An 18,945-nucleotide genomic window follows, 5' to 3' on the forward strand; every position below is an offset into this window, starting at 1 on the left:
GGCGGTGTGCCACCAGACCGGGGACGGGATGGTGGGAGGAGCCGAAGGGGGCGGGATGGTGGGAGGAGCCGAAGGGGGCGGGATGGTGGGAGGAATCGAAGGGGGCGGGATGGTGGGAGGAATCGAAGGGGGCGGGATGGTGGGAGGAATCAGGGGGTGCGAATCGCTCACCGTGCGATTGTTCCAGGCTGGCGGACGGTGATCGTGATGCTGAGACGCTAACGTTGCGCAGGTAGGCAGTAACCAGCGAAGGTGGCGAGATGGTCGCAGAACAGATCCAGAACTACGTGAACCTGGTCGGGGGCTTGACCAAGGCCACCAAGGCGAAGGCGACCGAGGCGGCGCAAGGGCTGCTGTCGGCCACGCACTTGGACGATGTCGCCACCGGTGCGAGCGGAAAGGTCGCTGCTCTGACGGAAGAGATCCTGGCCGCCAGCCGGGCCAACCGCGAGTTGCTGGCCAAGACGATCAGCGCTGAGGTGGACAAGGCCGCCGCCAAGCTCGGGTTCGCGCGGAACGAGGATCTCGACGCGTTGCGGAACGAGGTCGATGAACTGCGGGCCGCGGTGGCCGAGCAGGCGGCGCGGGCCGAGGCAACGCAAGCCCAAGCTGAGCAGGCTCAGGCCGAGCCGGCGACGAAGAAGGCCACGGCCCGCAAGCGGGCGGCGGCCAAGAAGACCACCGCGGCGAAGAAGGCGGCTCCTGCCAAGCGGGCCGCTGCCAAGAAGACGGCCGAGCCGCCGGCGGAGGCCGCCGAGCCGGCTGACGCAGCGGCGACCGAGTGAGTCAGGACGCAGCGGCCGATCAGCAGCCGGCGACCGGGTTGACCGAGGTCGACGAAGCCCTGGCCGGACTGGCCGACCTCGGGCGGCGTCCCGTGAGTGAGCACCCTGAGGCGCTGTCCGCGGTCCATGAGGTTCTGCACCAGACGCTGCAGACGCCGCCAGCGGTGCCTCAACGTCCTCCCATGCCCAGGCCTCCTGGAAGCTGAGTGTCGACCAGGCTCGATCGTGCAGTTGCCGAGCGCGGGCTGGCTCGTTCCCGGTCAGCTGCGGTCGCGCTGATCCGGGCGGGTCGAGTGCGAGTCAACGACGAGGTGGTCGTCCGCAGCTCCAGCACGGTGACGCCGGCCGATGCGATCAGCGTCGAGTCCGACCCGTACGTCTCCCGGGCCGCCCACAAGCTGGCCGGTGCCCTCGCGGACCTGGACCTCGACGTCGCCGGCTGCCGCGCGCTGGACGCCGGCGCCTCGACCGGTGGGTTCACCCAGGTGCTGCCGCGATCGGGCTGCCGCGAGGTGATCGCCGTCGATGTCGGCCACGGCCAATTGGTTGCCGAGCTCCGGACCGATCCGCGTGTGATCAGCCATGAGCATCTCAACGTTCGTGAGCTGACCCTGACGCACGTGGGCGGACGGCTCGTCGATCTCGTCGTCGGCGATCTGTCGTTCATCTCCTTGACCCTGGTGCTGCCGGCGCTGACTCGCGTCGCGGATCCGGGCGGATCCCTGCTGCTGATGGTGAAGCCGCAGTTCGAGGTCGGCCGGGAGCGGCTGGGTGAGGGCGGTGTCGTACGCGATCCTGCGTTGCATGTGGCGGCCGTGAACGGGGTGATCGAGGCGGCCGCCGAGCTCGGCTGGGTCGCACATGCCGTGGTGCCGAGCCGGCTGCCGGGTCCGGCCGGCAACCGCGAGTTCTTCGTCCTGTTCGCCCGAGCCCAGGTCGCGGAACCGGTCGACATCGCTGCCGCCGTCGCCGCAACCTGACCCCCGCCTATGCTGTGGCGCGTGACGCCACCGGATCCGGAGACCGACGACCTGACGGCGGGTCGACGGGTGGCGGTGTTGACGCATCTGGGTCGACGAGAGGCCGTCGAGACCGCCGCCGGCATCATCGAGCGGTTGGCGGCCGCAGGGATCACCGCCGTCGTACCCGCGTCCGACGCGGACGTTCTGAACGCGCGACTGACCACGGCGCGGGTGATCGGGGTGTCCCCGGAGCGGTTCAGCGACCAGGCTCGCGGCGTGGAGTTGATGCTGGTCCTCGGTGGCGACGGGACCATCCTCCGCGGCGCGGAGAAGGTGATCACCTCGGACACGCCCCTGCTGGGGGTCAATCTCGGCCACGTCGGCTTCCTGGCGGAGGCGGAGGCGGCCGAGATCGACAGCATCGTGGAGCACGTGGTGCAGCGGACGTACACGGTCGAGGAGCGGTTCACGATCGACGTCACCCTCCGCGACCGCGGCGAGGTCATCTGGTCGTCGTTCGCGGTCAACGAGGTGTCGATCGAGAAGGCAGCCCGGGAGCGGATGCTGGAGCTCGCCGTCGAGGTCGACGGGCTGCCGCTGTCCCGCTGGGCCTGCGACGGGATCCTGGTGTCGACGCCCACCGGATCGACCGCGTACGCATTCTCGGCCGGCGGTCCGGTGTTGTGGCCGGAGCTCGACGCGCTGCTGCTGGTGCCGCTCAGCGCACACGCCTTGTTCGCGCGGCCACTGGTGCTGGGGCCCAATTCGGTGATCACCGTCGATCTGATCCCGTCGGTGCGGACTCACGGCGTGGTCTGGTGCGACGGCAGCCGGACGGTCGATCTGTGCCCTGGCATGGAGATCGAGGTCAGTCGCGGCGAGCATCGGCTCCGGCTGGCCCGGCTGTCGCAGTCCCCGTTCACCAACCGGCTGGTGAACAAATTCCAGCTGCCGGTGGAGGGCTGGCGGGGCAACTCCGAATGGGCCCGCGGTCGGGGCTCGCAGCAGTGATCACCGAACTGCGGATCAGCGATCTCGGAGTGATCAGCGACGCCGTGCTCGCGCTGCATCCCGGGCTCACCGTGGTGACCGGTGAGACCGGCGCAGGCAAGACCATGATCGTGACCAGCATCGACTTGCTGCTCGGGGGCCGAGCGGACCCCAAGGCGGTCCGCACCGGCGCGCGCCGGGCCGTGGTCGAAGGTCGGTTCAGTGAGATCTCGGCGGATACCGTACGCCGGGTCGAGGAGGCCGGAGGGGAGCTCGACGCTGCTGCCGAAGCGGACGGCGAGGTCGACGCCGAGCTGCTGGTGGCACGGCAGGTCACCCCCGGCGGCCGGACCCGGGCCTTCGTCGGCGGCGCGCAGGTGCCGATCGGCCGGATCGAGGATCTGGTCGGCGATCTGGTCACCGTGCACGGACAGTCGGAACAGGTGCGGCTGGCCGGCCGGGATCGGCAACGCGAGCTGCTGGATCGATTCGCAGGCGTGGATCAGCAGGTGAGACTGACGACGTACCGGACCTGCTACGACGAGTTGCGAGCCGCCCAGACCGAGCTCGATCGGTTGCGGACCGAGGCGCAGGAGCGGGCTCGGGAGATCGACCTGCTGCGGTTCGGACTGGACGAGATCGAGCGCGCTGCGCCGCAGCCGGGGGAGGATGTGGCGCTCGCGGAGGAGGCGCAACGGCTGCAGGCGAGTGACGATCTGCGGGCGGATGCCGCCACGGCGATCGTGGCGTTGGCCGGTTCCGATGACGAGGCCGGCGGCGCGTTGGCGGGCTTGGCCCAGGCCCGGCGGGCCGTGGAACGGCTGGCTGCGGCCGACACCGAGGCCAAGCCGTTCGCCGGACGAGTCCGGGAGGTCGGCTATCTGCTGACCGAGTTGGCGGGAGATCTGTCCAGTTATCTCGCGGGCCTGGAGGTCCAGCCGGGTCGGCTGGAGCAGATCGCGGAGCGTCGGTTCGAGCTGGCCGGCCTGTTGCGTAAGTACGGCTCCAGTTGCGACGAGGTGCTGGCCTGGTCCGCTCGGGCTGCGGAACGACTCGCGGCACTGGAGCTGGCCGACGACCGGATCGGTGAGCTGACCGAGCGGATCACGGTCGTGCAGGGGCGGATCGAGGAACTGGCCGGTCAGTTGCACAGTGCGCGAGTCGCGGCTGCCGGAGAGTTCGTGGAGCGGGTCCGCGGTGAGCTGGCCGCGCTGGCGATGCCCCATGCCCGCCTGCAGTTCGAGCTGACCCCCGTCGATCTCGGGCCGACCGGTGCGGACCAGGTCGACCTGCTGTTCTCCGCCAATCCGGGCAGCGCACCGCGGAGCCTCGGCAAGGTTGCCTCCGGCGGTGAGATGTCCCGGGTCCGGCTGGCCGTGGAGGTGGTGTTGGCCGATGGCGGTGGCTCGGTGACGTTCGTGTTCGACGAGGTGGACGCCGGCGTGGGTGGCGCCGTCGCGGTCGAGATCGGCCGGCGGCTCGCACTGCTGGCCAGGCATCGGCAGGTCATCGTGGTCACCCACCTGGCCCAGGTCGCCGCCTTCGCCGACCGGCACTTCGCCGTGGTCAAATCCGACGACGGCCAGGTCACCACCAGCGGCGTACGCGAGGTCGCCGAACGTGACCGGGTAGTCGAGCTCGCCCGGATGATGGCCGGCATCGAGACCACCGAGTCGGCCCTGGCCCACGCCGGCGAACTGCTCGAGTTGGCGTCCCGCTGAGCTGCATCCGGGCTCAGCCGGGCAGATGGGCCCGGATCGAGTACGGGGCTGGCAGTTGGTGTGGGGCGATCTCGTCCCAGAACGCCTGGTTCACGACAGGATGCTCGTTCATGGGTCCACCGTGCCAGACGCGCCGATCAACCGTGATCCGGCTCAGTCGATGTCAGCGGGATACTGCGGCCGCGGGCTGGGATGCTTGCCAGACCTGTTGGGCGAAGGGGTTGTCGCCGAGCAGGAGGGTGCCTTGGTTGGTGACAAGGGAGATCCAGCCGTGGGGTGATCGCCAGAGGTGGGTGCCGGGGTCGGGTTGGTGGGTTTGCCAGCCGCCGAGGGTTTTGGTTCGGTGTTCGCTGCGGGTGAGGGGTCCGAGGTTGCCGACTCGGGTCTGTCCGGGTGGCCCGTTCTTCTGGTACGGAATCGAGTGATCCAAGTCGAGTCGGCCGCCGGTGGTGATTTCGGTAGCCGGGCTGTAGGGGTAGACCGATCCCGGATGGCGGGCTTGGACGGCTTCGCGGATCGTCGTGGGGATCTCGTAGTTGTCGACGGCGGCCACGTCGGCGGGGTCGAGGACGGGCCGGATGGTGATGTTGGCGTCGCTGTCGGTGAGCCAGCGGCGGAATTGTTCGAGGGTGATGGGTCCGTCGGCGGTGCGGAGCACGCCGTGGTGGTTGATCAGGGTCTGGTCGCTGACATGCACGTGGACGACGGCGCGAGTCCGGTTCGCGTTCAGTTCCGCCGAGGTCATGGGTCGCAGGTCGAAAGTGGATCCGCAGGCGCAGCCGCAGCAGTGACCGGCTCGTCCGTCGTGGTCTCTGGCGGCGGCACGGTCGAAGGCTGCGGGGATCAGGCTCGAGGCGGACGGGTTCGTAGAGGTGCGGGAAGTCTCATTGTGGTCGGCGGCCCCAGCATGGTCGTCGTCGCTGGCGCTGTCGGGCCGTTGCTGGTCGTCATCGCGCAGATCCTCGTCAGACCCATCGTTATCGCTGGCACCGCCGTGGGCACCGTCGCGTTGTTGTTGATCGTTGTTACGGCCGGTCGCCTCGCGATGGTCGCCGTGGGCGTTGTCGGCATCATCGCGTTGCTGCTCATGCCAGGTCCGATCTGCCTCGCTGATCGGCGCTTCTTCCTGGTCGTCAGGAGCTGGATCGCCGGAGTCGGGGGTTTGCGCGTTCCGCGAGTCGTCGAGATCGTCGAAGCTGGGTTGGTGGTAGTTGCCGTGTCGGCTGGTTTCCCAGCCGGCCGGGGGTAGGTCGTCTTCGGCCCACGGGTCGGTGGGGTTGTCGAGGTGCGTGTTGACACGGTCTTCAGGATGCCGGGGGTCGTGGGGTTGGTCGGCGTGCCGGGCCAACAGATCCCTCAAGCGTGCTTGGTGGGCGATGATGCCGACGGCTTTGGCGCGGCGGGCCCCGATGGGGTCGTCGTCGCCTTCGTCGGCGAGGCATTCGGCGACCCGGTCCACGAGGGCTTGGAAGGCGAGGGCGTCCCCGGCTTCGATTTTGGCGATCAGGGTCCGGAGTCCGTGTTCGCCTCGGTAGGTGCGGACGTCCTTGTGCCCCGCGGCTTCGTCGGCTCGTTGCTGGTAGGTGGCCTCGTCCACCTCGAGGAGGGTGGCGTCGAGTAGGTCGAGGAACCTCGGCCAGGCCATGGTCTCGACGTGCCGGGTGATTTTCAGGTCGACGAGCCAGGACGACAGGCCGCCGAGGTGGCGGGTCTTGTCGGCGTACTGCATCGCTTTCCACGCCCACACGTCACCGGCTGTGACGCGGTCCCACAGGCGGGGGAGGCGGTGTCGGATGGTCAGGGCGCAGGCGACCAGCCGACGCGCGGCGCCGAGACTGGTCTGCAGCGAATGCCCGAGCTCGGACGGACTGAACTCGGCGACCAGGGGCGTAGCCGCCCCGCCCAGTCGCACGAATCGTTCCTCACAGAGGTCTTGCACGGGTTCACCGTCGACCAGCTCGAGGTCGGCGGGTGCGCTGTGGCAGTCGGCCCAGGCGGCGGCGATCAGGAGTTTGCGGCAGCCGGCGGTGCGTTCGGTGAGCATCGTGTCCGCGGCCAGGTTGAGCAGGGCGCGGGGGTTCCCGAGCGACTCCTCCAACCGATCCTCGAACATGTCACCTATTCTACTCGAACAAGTGGGCGATAGCCAGACTTTTTCCTTACCAAGTAGAGAAATCTGGTGAGACGAGGATTCGGGTCTGACCTCGGATAGCGGACTAGCGGCCGGTGGTGGGATGTTCCCAAAATGGCCATCGAGAAGTAGTTTGCGGGGCATTTCACCGCCGAAACGGAACCGCGCGCTACTTCTCGTGCGGATCTGCGGCCCTTCCGGCGCGCCGACGCAGATGGATCGCCGCGAAGCAACCAAGAGACCTCTCTCGAGGCCGTGTCGGCCTGCACTCCACATCGAGTGGCGAGTATCGGCTGCTTCACCTGCCGCAGCGGCGCAGATCGTGCCAGGTGCTGACGCGCCAGCCGAATGTGCAACCCAAGCATCAGATGCCTCTGACCAGGGATAGGAAACGCCACCCAAACACCCCCTCACGACGCACACCCTTTCGCGAGCGCAGAGGCGTACGTCGGTGGAGTTAGCGGGCAGTAAACCCCGTGACGCGCATGACGCGCCGGAGATGCAGGTACCCGGGCAGGCAGCAGGTAGGCTGAAGGCCCGTGGGAGCCCGCGATCGCCAGACCAAACATCTCTTTGTCACCGGCGGGGTTGCGTCCTCGCTCGGTAAGGGGCTGACCGCCTCGAGCCTGGGCAGCCTGCTGGTCGCCCGTGGCCTGCGTGTCACCATGCAGAAGCTGGATCCGTACCTGAATGTGGATCCCGGCACCATGAACCCGTTCCAGCACGGCGAGGTCTTCGTCACCGAAGACGGGGCGGAGACCGACCTCGACATCGGCCACTACGAGCGGTTCCTGAACGTCAATCTGGCGGCCAAGGCCAACGTGACCACCGGCAAGGTCTACTCGACGGTGATCGCCAAGGAGCGGCGCGGCGACTACCTCGGTGACACCGTGCAGGTCATCCCGCACATCACCAACGAGATCAAGGACCTGATGCTCGGCATGGGCGGTCCCGGCATCGACGTGGTGATCCACGAGATCGGCGGCACGGTCGGCGACATCGAGTCGCTGCCGTTCCTGGAGGCGGCCCGGCAGGTACGCCATGACGTCGGCCGGGACAACTGCTTCTTCCTGCACGTCTCGCTGGTGCCCTACATCGGCCCGTCCGGTGAGCTGAAGACCAAGCCGACCCAGCACTCTGTCGCCGCGCTGCGTCAGGTCGGCATCCAGCCGGACGCGATCGTCTGCCGGTGCGACCGGGAGATCCCTGACTCGGTGAAGCGCAAGATCTCCTTGATGTGCGACGTGGACGTCGAGGCCGTGGTGGAGAACACCGATGTGCCGAGCATCTACGACCTGCCGAAGATGTTGCATGCCGAGGGCCTGGACGCGTACGTGATCCGCCGGCTCGACCTGCGGTTCCGCGACGTCGACTGGACGGTGTGGAACGACCTGCTGAACCGGGTGCACAACCCGAAGGAGGAGGTCATCATCGCGCTGGTGGGCAAGTACGTCGACCTGCCGGACGCGTACTTGTCGGTGTGCGAGGCGCTCCGGGCCGGCGGCTTCGCCAACCGCGCCAAGGTGATCGTCCGCTGGGTGCCGTCGGACACCTGCGAGACGCCGGAAGGCGCATCCCGGGCACTGCAGGACGTGGACGGGGTGTGCGTACCGGGCGGCTTCGGCATCCGCGGGGTCGAGGGCAAGGTCGGTGCGATCAAGTACGCGCGCGAGAACCAGATTCCGATCCTGGGGCTGTGCCTGGGTCTGCAGTGCATGGTGATCGAGGTCGCGCGGCATCTCGCCGGGCTGGAGGGGGCGGACTCCTCGGAGTTCAGTCCTGAGGCGCCGCATCATGTGATCGCCACCATGGCCGAGCAGATCGCCATCGTCGAGGGCGAGGGCGATCTCGGCGGCTCGATGCGGCTGGGTTCCTATCCGGCCGAGCTGCTGCCCGGCTCGGTGGTCGCCAAGCAGTACGGGCAGACCGAGGTGGCCGAGCGCCATCGGCATCGCTACGAGGTGAACAACGCCTATCGGGGCCAGCTGGAAGAGGCCGGCTTGGTGATCAGCGGGACGTCTCCCGATGGCCGGCTGGTCGAGTTCGTGGAGTTGCCGTCCGACGTGCATCCGTATTTCGTGGCCACCCAGGCCCATCCGGAACTGAAGTCGCGGCCGACCGTGCCGCACCCGTTGTTTGTGGGGCTGGTCGAGGCGGCGTTGGAACGACGGCTCGCCACTCGGCTCCCGGTGGACGCCAAGTCGTGAGTGGGGTTCTCGGCGGCCACGTGCTGAGCCGTGCCGAGCTGGTCGACGAGGCTGTGAGCTGGCCGGTGACGGCCGAACACGTGCTGGGTGCCGGCAGCTTCACCGCATTGCTGCGGGACTCCGTCACCGCTCCGGACGGTGAGACCCTGCACCGGGAGTATCTGCGGCATCCCGGCGCCGTCGGCATCATCGCCTTGGACGCCGAGGGTCGGGTCGCGCTGATCCGGCAGTATCGGCATGCCGTCCGCCACCGGCTGATCGAGCCTCCCGCGGGCCTGCTCGACGTCGACGGTGAAAGGTATGTCGTCGCCGCCCAACGGGAGTTGGCCGAGGAGGCCGGCCTGGCCGGCGATACCTGGCAGGTGCTGGTGGACCTGTTCACCACGCCCGGCATCGTCGCGGAGAGTCTGCGGATCTATCTGGCCCGCGATCTGCGTCCGGTCGAGGCTCCGGACGGTTTCGTCAAGACTGGTGAGGAGGCGGAGATGGAGCTGTCCTGGGCCTCGCTGACCGACCTGGTTGATGCCGTGCTGGCCGGCGACCTGCACAACCCCACGATGGTGAGCGGTGTGTTGGCCGCGTGGGCTGCGTACCTGAAGGGTGACGACTTCGCCTCTCTGCGGCCGGCAGATGCGCCCTGGCCGGCGCGTACCGCGTTGCGGCAGACCTGACCTGTCTGCTCACCCGAAGCGACTTCGAGGTGGGCCTGGTGATCGGGAGGCGGTGGGTGTTCCCGTAAGGGGCGAGGTGGGGTCTGCTGCTGGTTTCGAGAGGGTCCGCACCGGATGGCCGGCGCCGGGATCGAGACGAGCATGCCAGCCATGACCTCGACCAGCACACCCGTCGTCACGCGGTCCAAGGCCGATCGTCCTTCACGCGTACGACGCGCGGGCTGGGTGATCATGACCGTGTTTGCCCTCGCAGTAGGCGCATACGCCGTGATCCTGGTGGCCAGCGGCTTCCGGCTCGTGCCGGGCGAGGTCGCGGCGAACCGCTTCCCGACCCCGCTGGGACTCCGGGTCCACATCGTCGCTGCCGGTTTGGCCTTGCTGACTGGTCCGTTCCAGTTCGCTCGCCGGCTGCGAAACCGGCTGCCTCGGGTGCACCGTTGGCTCGGTCGCACGTACGTCGTCGCCTGCCTGGTGGGTGGCATCTCCGGGGGAGCGATCGCCCTGTTCTCCACCAGCGGTCTGGTCGCGGGTGCCGGGTTCCTCGGCCTGGCGATCTGCTGGGTCGGGGCCACTGTGATCGGGTTTCTGGCGATCCGCGGCGGGGACATAGCGCGGCACCGGCGCTGGATGACCAGGTCCTTCGCGCTGACGTACGCGGCCGTGATGCTGCGGATCTATCTGCCGACCGCCACTGGACTGGGCATGGAGTTTGCGCAGGCCTATCCGGCGATCGCCTGGCTCTGCTGGCTGCCGAACCTGGTGGTGGCCCAGTGGCTGGTGGGCGACAGGGGCGAAGGTCACTCCCCGAAGCCGGATCGGCAGCATTAGGATCCGAGGCATGAAGGTAGGCGTGCCGACCGAGATCAAGAACCACGAGTACCGGGTGGCCATCACCCCCTCCGGCGTGCACGAACTGGTCCGTCATGGGCACGAGGTCAGCGTCGAAGCCGGCGCCGGGCTGGGCTCCTCGATCAGCGATGCGGAGTTCGTCGCCGCCGGCGCCAACATCGTGAGCGGGCCCGACCCGGTCTGGTCGGAAGCCGAGATGATCTTGAAGGTGAAGGAGCCGATGCCGGCCGAGTACGACCGGATGCAGCCCGGGCAGGTGCTCTTCACCTATCTGCATCTGGCCGCCAACCGCGACTGCACTCACGCCCTGCTGAATCGCCGGGTGACCGGTATCGCGTACGAGACAGTGCAGCTGCCGAACGGGCAATTGCCGTTGCTGGCTCCGATGAGCGAGGTGGCCGGCCGGCTCTCCACCCAGGTCGGTGCCTACCACCTGATGCGGCAAGGCGGCGGTCGCGGCACCTTGATGGGTGGTGTCTCCGGTGTCTATGCGGCCAAGACCGTGGTCCTCGGCGCCGGCGTGGCGGGAATGAACGCGGCGGCGATCGCGCTCGGCATGCAGGCCGAGGTGCTCCTGCTGGACAAGAACATCGACAAGCTGCGGGACGCCGACCGGATCTATCAGGGGCACCTGCAGACGATCGCGTCGAACGCCTTCGAGGTGGAGCGGGCGATCCTGGACGCCGACCTGGTGATCGGCGCGGTGCTGGTGCCGGGGGCGAAGGCACCCAGGCTGATCAGCAACGAGCAGGTGTCGCGAATGAAGCCCGGCAGCGTCTTGGTCGATATCGCGATCGACCAGGGTGGCTGCTTCGAGGACAGCCGGCCGACCACGCACGCCGAACCGACGTACCTGGTGCACAACTCGATCTTCTACTGCGTGGCGAACATGCCGGGGGCGGTGCCGCACACCTCGACGTATGCGCTGACCAATGTGACGCTGCCGTACGCGGTCAGTCTCGCCGACCGCGGCTGGCAGTCCGCGTGCCAGGCTGATCCGGCGCTGGCGCTCGGCCTGAACACCTACGACGGAGAGATCGTCAACGCTCCGGTTGCGCACGCTCACGGCCAGCCGCACCGGGAACTCGCCGACGTGCTCGGCTGAGCTCGTCACGACAGCGAGAACCGACGATCGCGACCACGACCAGTGCGGCACAGGCCGTCGAGGGCTATCTTGACCATCTTCGGGTGGAGCGGGGAGCCTCACCCCACACCGTGGCGGCCTATCGTCGTGACCTTCGCCGGTATGTGGATTTCCTGCATCGGCAAGGCCTCGACGAACTCGCAGGGGTGACGCCCGCGATGGTGACCGAGTTCGCCGGCGATCTCCGGGAGAGTGCGCTGGCACCGGCCAGCACGGCGCGAATCGTGGTCGCGGTGCGCAGCCTGCACCGGTTCGCACTCGAGGACGGTCTGAGCGACACCGATCCGGCGCGGGAGGTCACCCCACCCAAGGCCGGTCGACGGCTGCCGAAGGGACTCAGCCTGGCCGAGGTCCAGGCGCTGTTGGATACGCCGATGGTCGAGACCCAGCTCGGGCTACGGGATGCCGCGCTGCTGGAACTGCTCTATGGCACCGGCGCCCGGATCTCCGAAGTGGTCGGCCTCGATGTGGATGACGTGAGCCGGGCGGTCGAGACGCCGATCGATGAGCCGGCCGGTCTGCGGCTGTTCGGCAAGGGCAGCAAGGAGCGCTGGGTGCCGCTCGGGTCGTATGCCCGCGAGTCACTGCGGGCCTATCTGACCCGGTCCCGACCCGGACTGGTCGCCAAGGGCAAGGGCACTCCCGCGCTGCTGGTCAACAGCCGGGGCGGTCGGCTCTCCCGACAGAGCGCCTGGACGATCCTGCGGACCGCCGCGGAGCGGGCCGGGATCACCGCCGAGGTGTCACCACACACGTTGCGACACAGCTATGCCACCCACCTGCTGGAGGGCGGCGCCGACGTACGCGTCGTGCAGGAACTGCTCGGACATGCGTCGGTGACCACCACGCAGATCTACACGATGGTGACCGTGGACCACCTGCGCGAGGTGTATCGCTCCGCCCACCCCCGAGCGATGGGCTGATGGGAGTGTCGGTCGGCGGGAATGTCGATAAAGCGCCAGGGACTGGGGCTAGGCTGCGCGTGGCGATATGAGGAGGCCGGGAGTGGAGCACGGCGGCGAGGCCGGGTACGACGAGAGTGGTGTGGCTGAGGACCGAGAGGTGACCCAGCCGGACCATGAGCCGACGACCCAGCGGGCCAAGGAGACCAAGGAGACCAAGGACGGATCGGACGCCTTGTTCGAGCTGCCGGCGGTCGATCCCGGACCGGAGTTGGGCCCGACCGGGCGACCGTTGCCGGACCTGCCCGATCCGGAGCCGCTGACCAGCCATGGTCCGGCCGTAGTGATCGCCATGTGCAACCAGAAGGGCGGCGTCGGGAAGACCACGACGACCATCAACCTGGGTGCCGCGCTGGCGGAGCTGGGCCGCACGGTGCTGTTGGTCGACTTCGACCCGCAGGGCTCGCTGTCGGTCGGGCTCGGCATCAACCCGCACACCCTCGAGCTCAGCATCTACAACCTGCTGCTAGGTCGCGATGCCACGCTGGAGGAGGTGATCCAGCCGACGGTGATGGATGGCGTGGACATCATGCCGGCGAACATCGACCTGTCGGCGGCCGAGATCCAGCTCGTCTCGGAGGTGGCCCGGGAACAGACGCTGCAGCGACTGCTGCGTCGGGTACGTGATCGCTACGACTTCGTGCTGATCGACTGCGCGCCCTCGCTCGGGCTGTTGACGATCAACGCGCTGACGGCCTCGGACAAGGTGATCATGCCGCTGGGGTGCGAGTTCTTCGCGCTGCGGGGGATCGCGCTGCTCACCGACACGATCAGCAAGGTCCAAGATCGGCTCAACCCTGACCTCGAGATCCTCGGCATCCTCGGCACCATGTACGACCCGCGCACCCTGCACGCCCGCGAGGTGCTGGATCGCGTCGTCGATGCCTTCGGCGACGTGGTGTTCCACTCCGTCATCCGGCGTACGGTCAAGTTCCCCGAGACCACCGTGGCCGGCGAGCCGATCACCAGCTACGCGTCGTCCTCACCGGGTGCTGACGCGTACCGGATGCTGGCCAAGGAGGTCGTGCAGCGGTGTCACGCCGAGTGAAGCTGCCCGGGGCCGCTGAGCTGTTCCGTTCGACCGGCGGCGAAGGCTCCGAACTGCCCGCCGCCGGTGCGGCAGCGGTGACGGGGCCGATCGCGTCAGGCACGCCGGCTGTCCCCAACTCGGTCCCCAGACCGGCTGCCGACCAGGTCGCCGCCGACCAGCGCGCCCAGGGTGCACCGACGGGCGGCACCGGGCGGGTTCGGCATGACGAGAAGATCACCGTGTATGTCAGCCGGGAGGAGTTGCTCGCCTTGGAGCAGGCCCGGCTGCGGTTGCGAGGCGAGCTGGGCGTCGCGGTCGACCGTGGCCGGCTGGTGCGCGCGGCGATGGCCCTGGCCCTGGCCGATCTGGACGCGGCCGGCGAGGGCAGCGAGTTCGTCCGGCGTCTGACGGCCTCTTGAGCACCGCGGTGACCTCGTCAGCAGAACCCGGCGCTCCGGTCGAGCCGGCTGAGAACGAGGGTGTCTTTCAGGTCCATCTGAGCAACTTCACCGGTCCGTTCGACCTGCTGCTGCAGCTCATCTCCAGACACAAGCTGGATGTCACCGAGGTCGCCCTGTCGGCGGTCACCGACGAGTTCATCGCACACATCAAGAACGCGGGCGACAGCTGGGACCTGGAGCAGACCAGTCAGTTCATCGTGGTCGCGGCGACCCTGCTGGACCTGAAAGCGGCCCGGCTGCTGCCCTCGGGGGAGATGACCGACTCCGAGGACCTCGCCCTGCTGGAAGCCCGGGACCTGCTGTTCGCCAGACTCTTGCAGTACAAGGCGTACAAGCAAGTGGCCGCGATCCTGGCGGAGCGGCTGCTGGCCGAGGGGCGGCGGCACGCCCGGCAGGTCGGACCGGATCCGCGGTTCGCCGGTCTGCTGCCCGAGATCCAGCTGCGGATCACTCCCGAGGAGCTGGCGGCTCTGGCGGCCGGGGCGATGGCACCCAAGCAGGCCGACATCATCTCGCTGGCCCATCTGCACACCTCGACGGTCAGTGTCCGCGAACAGGCTCAGCTCCTGGTGGACCGGCTGCGCCGATCCGGCACCCTCACTTTCCGGGCGCTGACCGCCGACGCCGAGAACACCGTGACTACGGTGGCCCGCTTCCTGGCGTTGCTGGAGCTGTTCCGCGAACAGGCGGTCGCCTTCGAGCAACTCACACCGCTGGGGGAGCTGACCGTTCGTTGGACCGGCAGCGACTCCGGGGAGCTGGACATCTCCGACGAATTCGATGAGGAGCAGACTGCTCCACAGCCCAAGGGGGATGAACGGTGAGCGACCCGTCCGTGTCCGCGGCCGAGCCGTTGCCGCTGAAGACCGCCGAGGAGATCGCCGGCGGGCTGGAGGCGCTGCTGCTGATCGCCGACGAGCCGATGCCGACCGCCGAGCTGGCTGCCGCGCTCGATGCGACTACGGCCGTGGTGACCGAGGCGCTGGCCGAGCTGGTCGCCTTCTACGACGAGACCGGCCGCGGTTTCGAGCTCCGGGAGGTCGGCGGCGGCTGGCGCTACTACACCCGCGCGGAGCACCATGAGCTGATCTCGAGCCATCTGCTGGAGGGCCAGCAGGCCAAGCTCTCGCAGGCCGCGCTGGAGACGCTGGCAGTGGTCGCGTACCAGCAGCCGATCGCTCGCGGTCGGATCTCCGCGATCCGCGGCGTGAGCGTCGATGGCGTCATGCGTACGCTGTTGCAGCGTGGGCTGATCGGCGAGGCCGGACCCGACCCCGAGTCCGGTGCCATGCTGTTCCGGACCACCGGCTACTTCCTGGAGCGGATGGGGCTGCGCAGTCTGGACGAGCTGCCCGCCCTGGCGCCCCACCTGCCCGACGCCGCCGAGCTGGAAGCTGAGCTGAGCCAGATCGCCCGGCCCGAACCCGTACCCGAGTTGTCGGACTCCGTCGTCGCTCCAGCGACCACAGCGCCGCCAACCACAGGATCTGACAACTCGGAGGAAGAGACAGATGATGAGTGAAGCTGCTGAGGGTGTCCGCCTGCAGAAGGTGTTGGCGGGTGCCGGCATCGCCTCCCGCCGGGCCGCCGAGATCATGATCAGCCAGGGTCGGGTCGAGGTGAACGGCCGGCTGGTGATCGAGCAGGGGATGCGGATCGACCCGGACCGTGATGTGGTCCGGGTGGACGGTTCCCGCATTCCGCCGCCCCGCCGCCATCTCTATCTCGCGCTGAACAAGCCGCGCGGGTATGTCTCCACCATGGACGATCCGGAGGGGCGCCGGAATCTCACCGACCTGTTGGCTCAGAGCAATCAGCGGGTCGCGCAGAAGGAACGGCTGTTCCACGTCGGCCGGCTGGACACCGACACCGAGGGGCTGCTGCTGCTCACCAACGACGGCGAGCTCGCGCACAAGCTGGCGCACCCCTCGTTCAAGGTGCCGAAGGTGTATCTCGTCGAAGTGGAGGGGCTGATCTCCACGGACACCTTGAGGCGGTTGCGCAAGGGCGTTCGGCTCGAGGACGGCTGGGTCAACCCGGACACCGTCAAGATCGTCTCCACCGCCGCGGAACGCACCATGGTGCGAGTCGTGCTGAGTGAAGGCCGCAACCGCATCGTGCGCCGTACGATGGAAGCGGTCGGGCATCCGGTGCGACGCCTCTCCAGGACAGCGATCGGTCCGGTCCGTCTCGGCAATCTGCCGCAGGGCCAGACCCGGGATCTGACCCGCGAGGAGCTCGGTGCGCTGCTCGACCTGGTGGAGAAGTCGTCGGGGCCGACCCAGCAGGACCAAAGCAAGCAGGGCCGAACCAACCGGGACTGACCAAGCAGGGCTTGAACCAAGCAGGACTGAACTGAGCAGGGGGTGGCAATGGATCGCCGCATCTACGGTCTGGAGACGGAGTATGGCGTCGCTTGCACCTCCGGCGGCACCCGCCGGCTCACTCCGGACGAGGTCGCCCGCTATCTGTTCCGCCGGGTGGTCACCTGGGGACGTTCGTCGAACGTGTTCCTGCGCAACGGGTCGCGGATCTATCTCGACGTCGGATCGCACCCGGAGTATGCGACCGCCGAGTGCGACGACCTGGTGCAGCTAATCAACCATGACCGGGCCGGCGAGCGGATCCTCGAGGACCTGATCATCGACGCCGAGCAGCGGCTCGCGAGCGAAGGCATCAGCGGTGACATCTTCTTGTTCAAGAACAACACCGACAGCCACGGCAACTCCTACGGCTGCCACGAGAACTACCTGATCTCCCGGGTGGGGGACTTCGCTCGGATCACCGATGTGCTGGTGCCGTTCCTGGTGTCGCGGCAGTTGATCTGCGGATCCGGGAAGGTGCTGCACACCGCGCGCGGCGCCGAATACAGCGTGAGCCAACGCGCCGAGCACATCTGGGAGAGCGTGTCGTCGGCGACCACCCGAAGCCGGCCGATCATCAACACGCGCGACGAGCCGCACGCCGATCCGGAGCGATATCGGCGACTGCACGTGATCGTCGGCGACTCCACCATGAGCGAGACCACCACACTGCTGAAGGTCGGCAGCGCGGAGCTGGTGCTGCGGCTGATCGAGGCCGGAGTGCCGATGCGGGATCTCACCCTGGAGAACCCGATCCGGGCGATCCGCGATCTCAGCCGGGACGCGACCGGGCGGGTCACGGTCGCGCTGTCCAACGGCCGTCGTGCCTCTGCGCTGGATCTGCAGAGCGAGTACTATGAGAAGGTCAGCGAGTTCGTCCAACGGGAGGGACTTGGCACCCAGACGATCGTCCTGGTGCTGGACCTGTGGGAGCGCACCCTGCGGGCGGTGGCCGAGGACAAGCTGGCCCTGGTCGACACCGAGATCGACTGGGTGATCAAGCGCAAGCTGCTGGATCAGTACGCCGTCAAGCACGGCCTCGGCCTGGAGGATCCGCGGATCGCGCAACTGGACCTCGCGTACCACGACATCCGCCGGGGACGCGGCCTGTTCGACCTGCTGGAGCGGCGGGGGATGGCTGCTCGGGTGACCAACGACCTGGACATCTTCCGGGCCAAGTCGGTGCCGCCGCAGACCACTCGTGCCAAGCTTCGTGGTGACTTCATTAGGGCCGCCCAGGAGCGGCGTACCGACTACACCGTCGACTGGGTGCACCTGAAGCTGAACGACCAGGCGCAGCGTACGGTGCTGTGCAAGGATCCGTTCGTCGCCGCCGACGAGCGGGTCGATCGGCTGATCGCCGCCATGCGCCGCCCTGGCACCTGAGTTCCGTTGCGAGCGGCCGTGAAGCGGAGCGCCCGGTTCCGTCTGGACTGACGAGGGAGCAAACGACGCTTTTCCGTTTGCGAGCGAGGAAGACGGAATCAATCGGCGCGCAGCGGAACAGCGAGTGACGACCAACACAGTTCTCTCCGGGTAAGGTTTGCCGGTGCCTGTTGACCTGCCTGTACGTCCCGTACGTGCGATGCGGCCCCGCCGCGCCGTGAAGTCCCTGCTGGTGGCCGGAGTCGCCGTCTCGGTGAGCCTGCTGGGCGCCTGCGGCAACGAGGGCGATCCAGCGACCGAAGCCTCCCCGAGCGCGTCGGCGTCCGCGTCGCCCTCGGCCAGCGCCAGCGCGTCGCCGTCGAAGGCCGCGGTGAAGGCGTCGGACAACCTGGACGCCATCAAGGTCACGGGCGCGTACGGCAAGTCGCCCAAGGTCAGCTTCAAGGCGCCGTGGGCGATCGACAAGACGCGTACGGAGGTGCTCAGCAAGGGCGACGGGCCGGCCATCAAGGAAGGCTCGATGGTCACCGTCGACTACTACGGGGTGAACGGGCGCACCGGAAAGAAGTTCGACGACTCCTTCAGCCGGGGCGAGCCGGCGACCTTCAGCCTGGCCCAGGTGGTGCCGGGGTTCAGTAAGGGCTTGGCCGGTCAGAAGCAGGGCAGCCGGGTGCTGATCGCGATGCCGGGCAAGGACGGCTACGACGCCAGCGGCGGCAGCCCGCAGGCCGGGATCGAGGTCGGCGACACGCTGCTGTTCGTGGTCGACGTGGTGGCCGTGCCGCTGGAGGGCCCCGAGGGCAAGGCGGTCGCACCGAAGGACGGCCTGCCCACCGTGACGGACAAGGGCGGGGTCCCCGGGGTCACGATTCCGAAGACGGATCCGCCGAGCAAACTCGTGGCGCAGCCGATCATCAAGGGCAACGGGGCCAAGGTGTCCGAGTCTGACACGATCGTGTTCAACTACCGGTGGTACACCTGGGACGGCAAGCTGGTCGAGGAGTCCTACAAGGACGGCCCGCAGACCTATCAGGTGAGCGGACTGCTGCCGGGCATGGTGAAGGGTCTTGCGGGCCAGACCGTCGGCAGCCGGGTGCTGTTGGTCATCCCGCCCGCGGACGGCTATCCGGACGGAAACAAGGACCCCAAGATCGAGAAGGGCACCACGCTGGTGATGGTGGTCGACCTGCTGTTCGCCGCCGCCGGCCAGTGAGCTCCGTGAGTCAGTGGTAGAAAGTGACGGAAATCCGCCCCTCGACCACGACACGCGGCGCGACACGCCG

At 68.2% G+C, this 18,945-nt stretch carries 16 protein-coding genes and 1 pseudogene; 16 read left to right on the forward strand and 1 reads right to left on the reverse strand.

Annotated elements, in window-relative coordinates; all coding sequences use genetic code 11:
• Positions 1–260 precede the first annotated feature (260 nt).
• The 4 genes from MLP_RS28515 to recN all read left to right on the forward strand — a co-directional run bounded on the left by MLP_RS28515 (position 261) and on the right by recN (position 4,458).
• The gene (locus MLP_RS28515; RefSeq protein WP_013862635.1) at positions 261–785 is read left to right on the forward strand and encodes a hypothetical protein; all 525 of its coding nucleotides are present in this window, start codon (positions 261–263) and stop codon (positions 783–785) included.
• 206 nt (positions 786–991) lie between these two features.
• The gene (locus MLP_RS08470; RefSeq protein WP_013862637.1) at positions 992–1,765 is read left to right on the forward strand and encodes a TlyA family RNA methyltransferase; all 774 of its coding nucleotides are present in this window, start codon (positions 992–994) and stop codon (positions 1,763–1,765) included.
• Between the two features lie 9 nt (positions 1,766–1,774).
• Complete coding sequence (locus tag MLP_RS08475; RefSeq protein WP_013862638.1) at positions 1,775–2,758, forward strand: NAD kinase; 984 nt, start codon at positions 1,775–1,777, stop codon at positions 2,756–2,758.
• Entirely contained in the window at positions 2,755–4,458 is a 1,704-nt protein-coding gene (gene recN / locus MLP_RS08480; protein ID WP_041791706.1) for a DNA repair protein RecN, read from the forward strand. Before MLP_RS08475 ends, recN begins: the two co-directional genes overlap by 4 nt.
• A gap of 163 nt (positions 4,459–4,621) precedes the next feature.
• On the opposite strand, the gene MLP_RS08485 is transcribed toward recN, so the two are convergent.
• Positions 4,622–6,826: an HNH endonuclease gene (locus MLP_RS08485; RefSeq protein WP_231851437.1), complete on the reverse strand. Its 2,205-nt coding sequence runs from the start codon at positions 6,824–6,826 to the stop codon at positions 4,622–4,624.
• A 302-nt stretch (positions 6,827–7,128) separates the two neighbouring features.
• Here MLP_RS08485 and MLP_RS08490 point away from each other — a divergent pair, with 302 nt between their 5' ends.
• From MLP_RS08490 to MLP_RS08545, 12 genes and pseudogenes are all read left to right on the forward strand, one after another.
• Positions 7,129–8,796 (forward strand): CTP synthase, encoded by a 1,668-nt coding sequence (locus MLP_RS08490; RefSeq protein WP_013862642.1) that lies wholly within the window; start codon positions 7,129–7,131, stop codon positions 8,794–8,796.
• A complete protein-coding gene (locus MLP_RS08495) occupies positions 8,793–9,467 on the forward strand; it encodes an NUDIX domain-containing protein (RefSeq protein ID WP_013862643.1) in 675 nt (224 codons plus the stop codon). The genes MLP_RS08490 and MLP_RS08495 overlap by 4 nt, the downstream gene beginning before the upstream one ends.
• 150 nt (positions 9,468–9,617) lie before the next feature.
• Complete coding sequence (locus tag MLP_RS08500; RefSeq protein ID WP_070100550.1) at positions 9,618–10,295, forward strand: DUF2306 domain-containing protein; 678 nt, start codon at positions 9,618–9,620, stop codon at positions 10,293–10,295.
• A gap of 10 nt (positions 10,296–10,305) precedes the next feature.
• Complete coding sequence (ald, locus tag MLP_RS08505; protein WP_013862645.1) at positions 10,306–11,421, forward strand: alanine dehydrogenase; 1,116 nt, start codon at positions 10,306–10,308, stop codon at positions 11,419–11,421.
• A 26-nt stretch (positions 11,422–11,447) separates the two neighbouring features.
• Complete coding sequence (xerD, locus tag MLP_RS08510; protein ID WP_041789876.1) at positions 11,448–12,383, forward strand: site-specific tyrosine recombinase XerD; 936 nt, start codon at positions 11,448–11,450, stop codon at positions 12,381–12,383.
• Positions 12,384–12,633: 250 nt separating this feature from the next.
• Positions 12,634–13,470, forward strand: a pseudogene (locus MLP_RS08515) (ParA family protein); the annotation flags it as partial.
• The gene (locus MLP_RS08520; RefSeq protein WP_013862648.1) at positions 13,455–13,871 is read left to right on the forward strand and encodes a hypothetical protein; all 417 of its coding nucleotides are present in this window, start codon (positions 13,455–13,457) and stop codon (positions 13,869–13,871) included. The pseudogene MLP_RS08515 and the gene MLP_RS08520, both read left to right, overlap by 16 nt.
• 8 nt (positions 13,872–13,879) lie before the next feature.
• On the forward strand, positions 13,880–14,737 hold the full coding sequence (locus MLP_RS08525) for a segregation and condensation protein A (protein WP_013862649.1): 858 nt from the start codon (positions 13,880–13,882) through the stop codon (positions 14,735–14,737).
• On the forward strand, positions 14,734–15,435 hold the full coding sequence (gene scpB, locus MLP_RS08530) for an SMC-Scp complex subunit ScpB (RefSeq protein WP_013862650.1): 702 nt from the start codon (positions 14,734–14,736) through the stop codon (positions 15,433–15,435). Before MLP_RS08525 ends, scpB begins: the two co-directional genes overlap by 4 nt.
• Positions 15,425–16,237 (forward strand): pseudouridine synthase, encoded by an 813-nt coding sequence (locus MLP_RS08535; RefSeq protein WP_013862651.1) that lies wholly within the window; start codon positions 15,425–15,427, stop codon positions 16,235–16,237. The genes scpB and MLP_RS08535 overlap by 11 nt, the downstream gene beginning before the upstream one ends.
• Positions 16,238–16,285: 48 nt before the next feature.
• Positions 16,286–17,662, forward strand: a complete 1,377-nt coding sequence (gene pafA / locus MLP_RS08540; RefSeq protein WP_013862652.1) for a Pup--protein ligase — start codon at positions 16,286–16,288, stop codon at positions 17,660–17,662.
• Positions 17,663–17,861: 199 nt separating this feature from the next.
• Positions 17,862–18,875, forward strand: coding sequence for an FKBP-type peptidyl-prolyl cis-trans isomerase (locus MLP_RS08545; protein WP_083843757.1), 1,014 nt, complete (start codon positions 17,862–17,864; stop codon positions 18,873–18,875).
• Positions 18,876–18,945 lie beyond the last annotated feature (70 nt).

Origin of the sequence: Microlunatus phosphovorus NM-1, assembly GCF_000270245.1 — a bacterium.
GTDB lineage: Bacteria > Actinomycetota > Actinomycetes > Propionibacteriales > Propionibacteriaceae > Microlunatus > Microlunatus phosphovorus.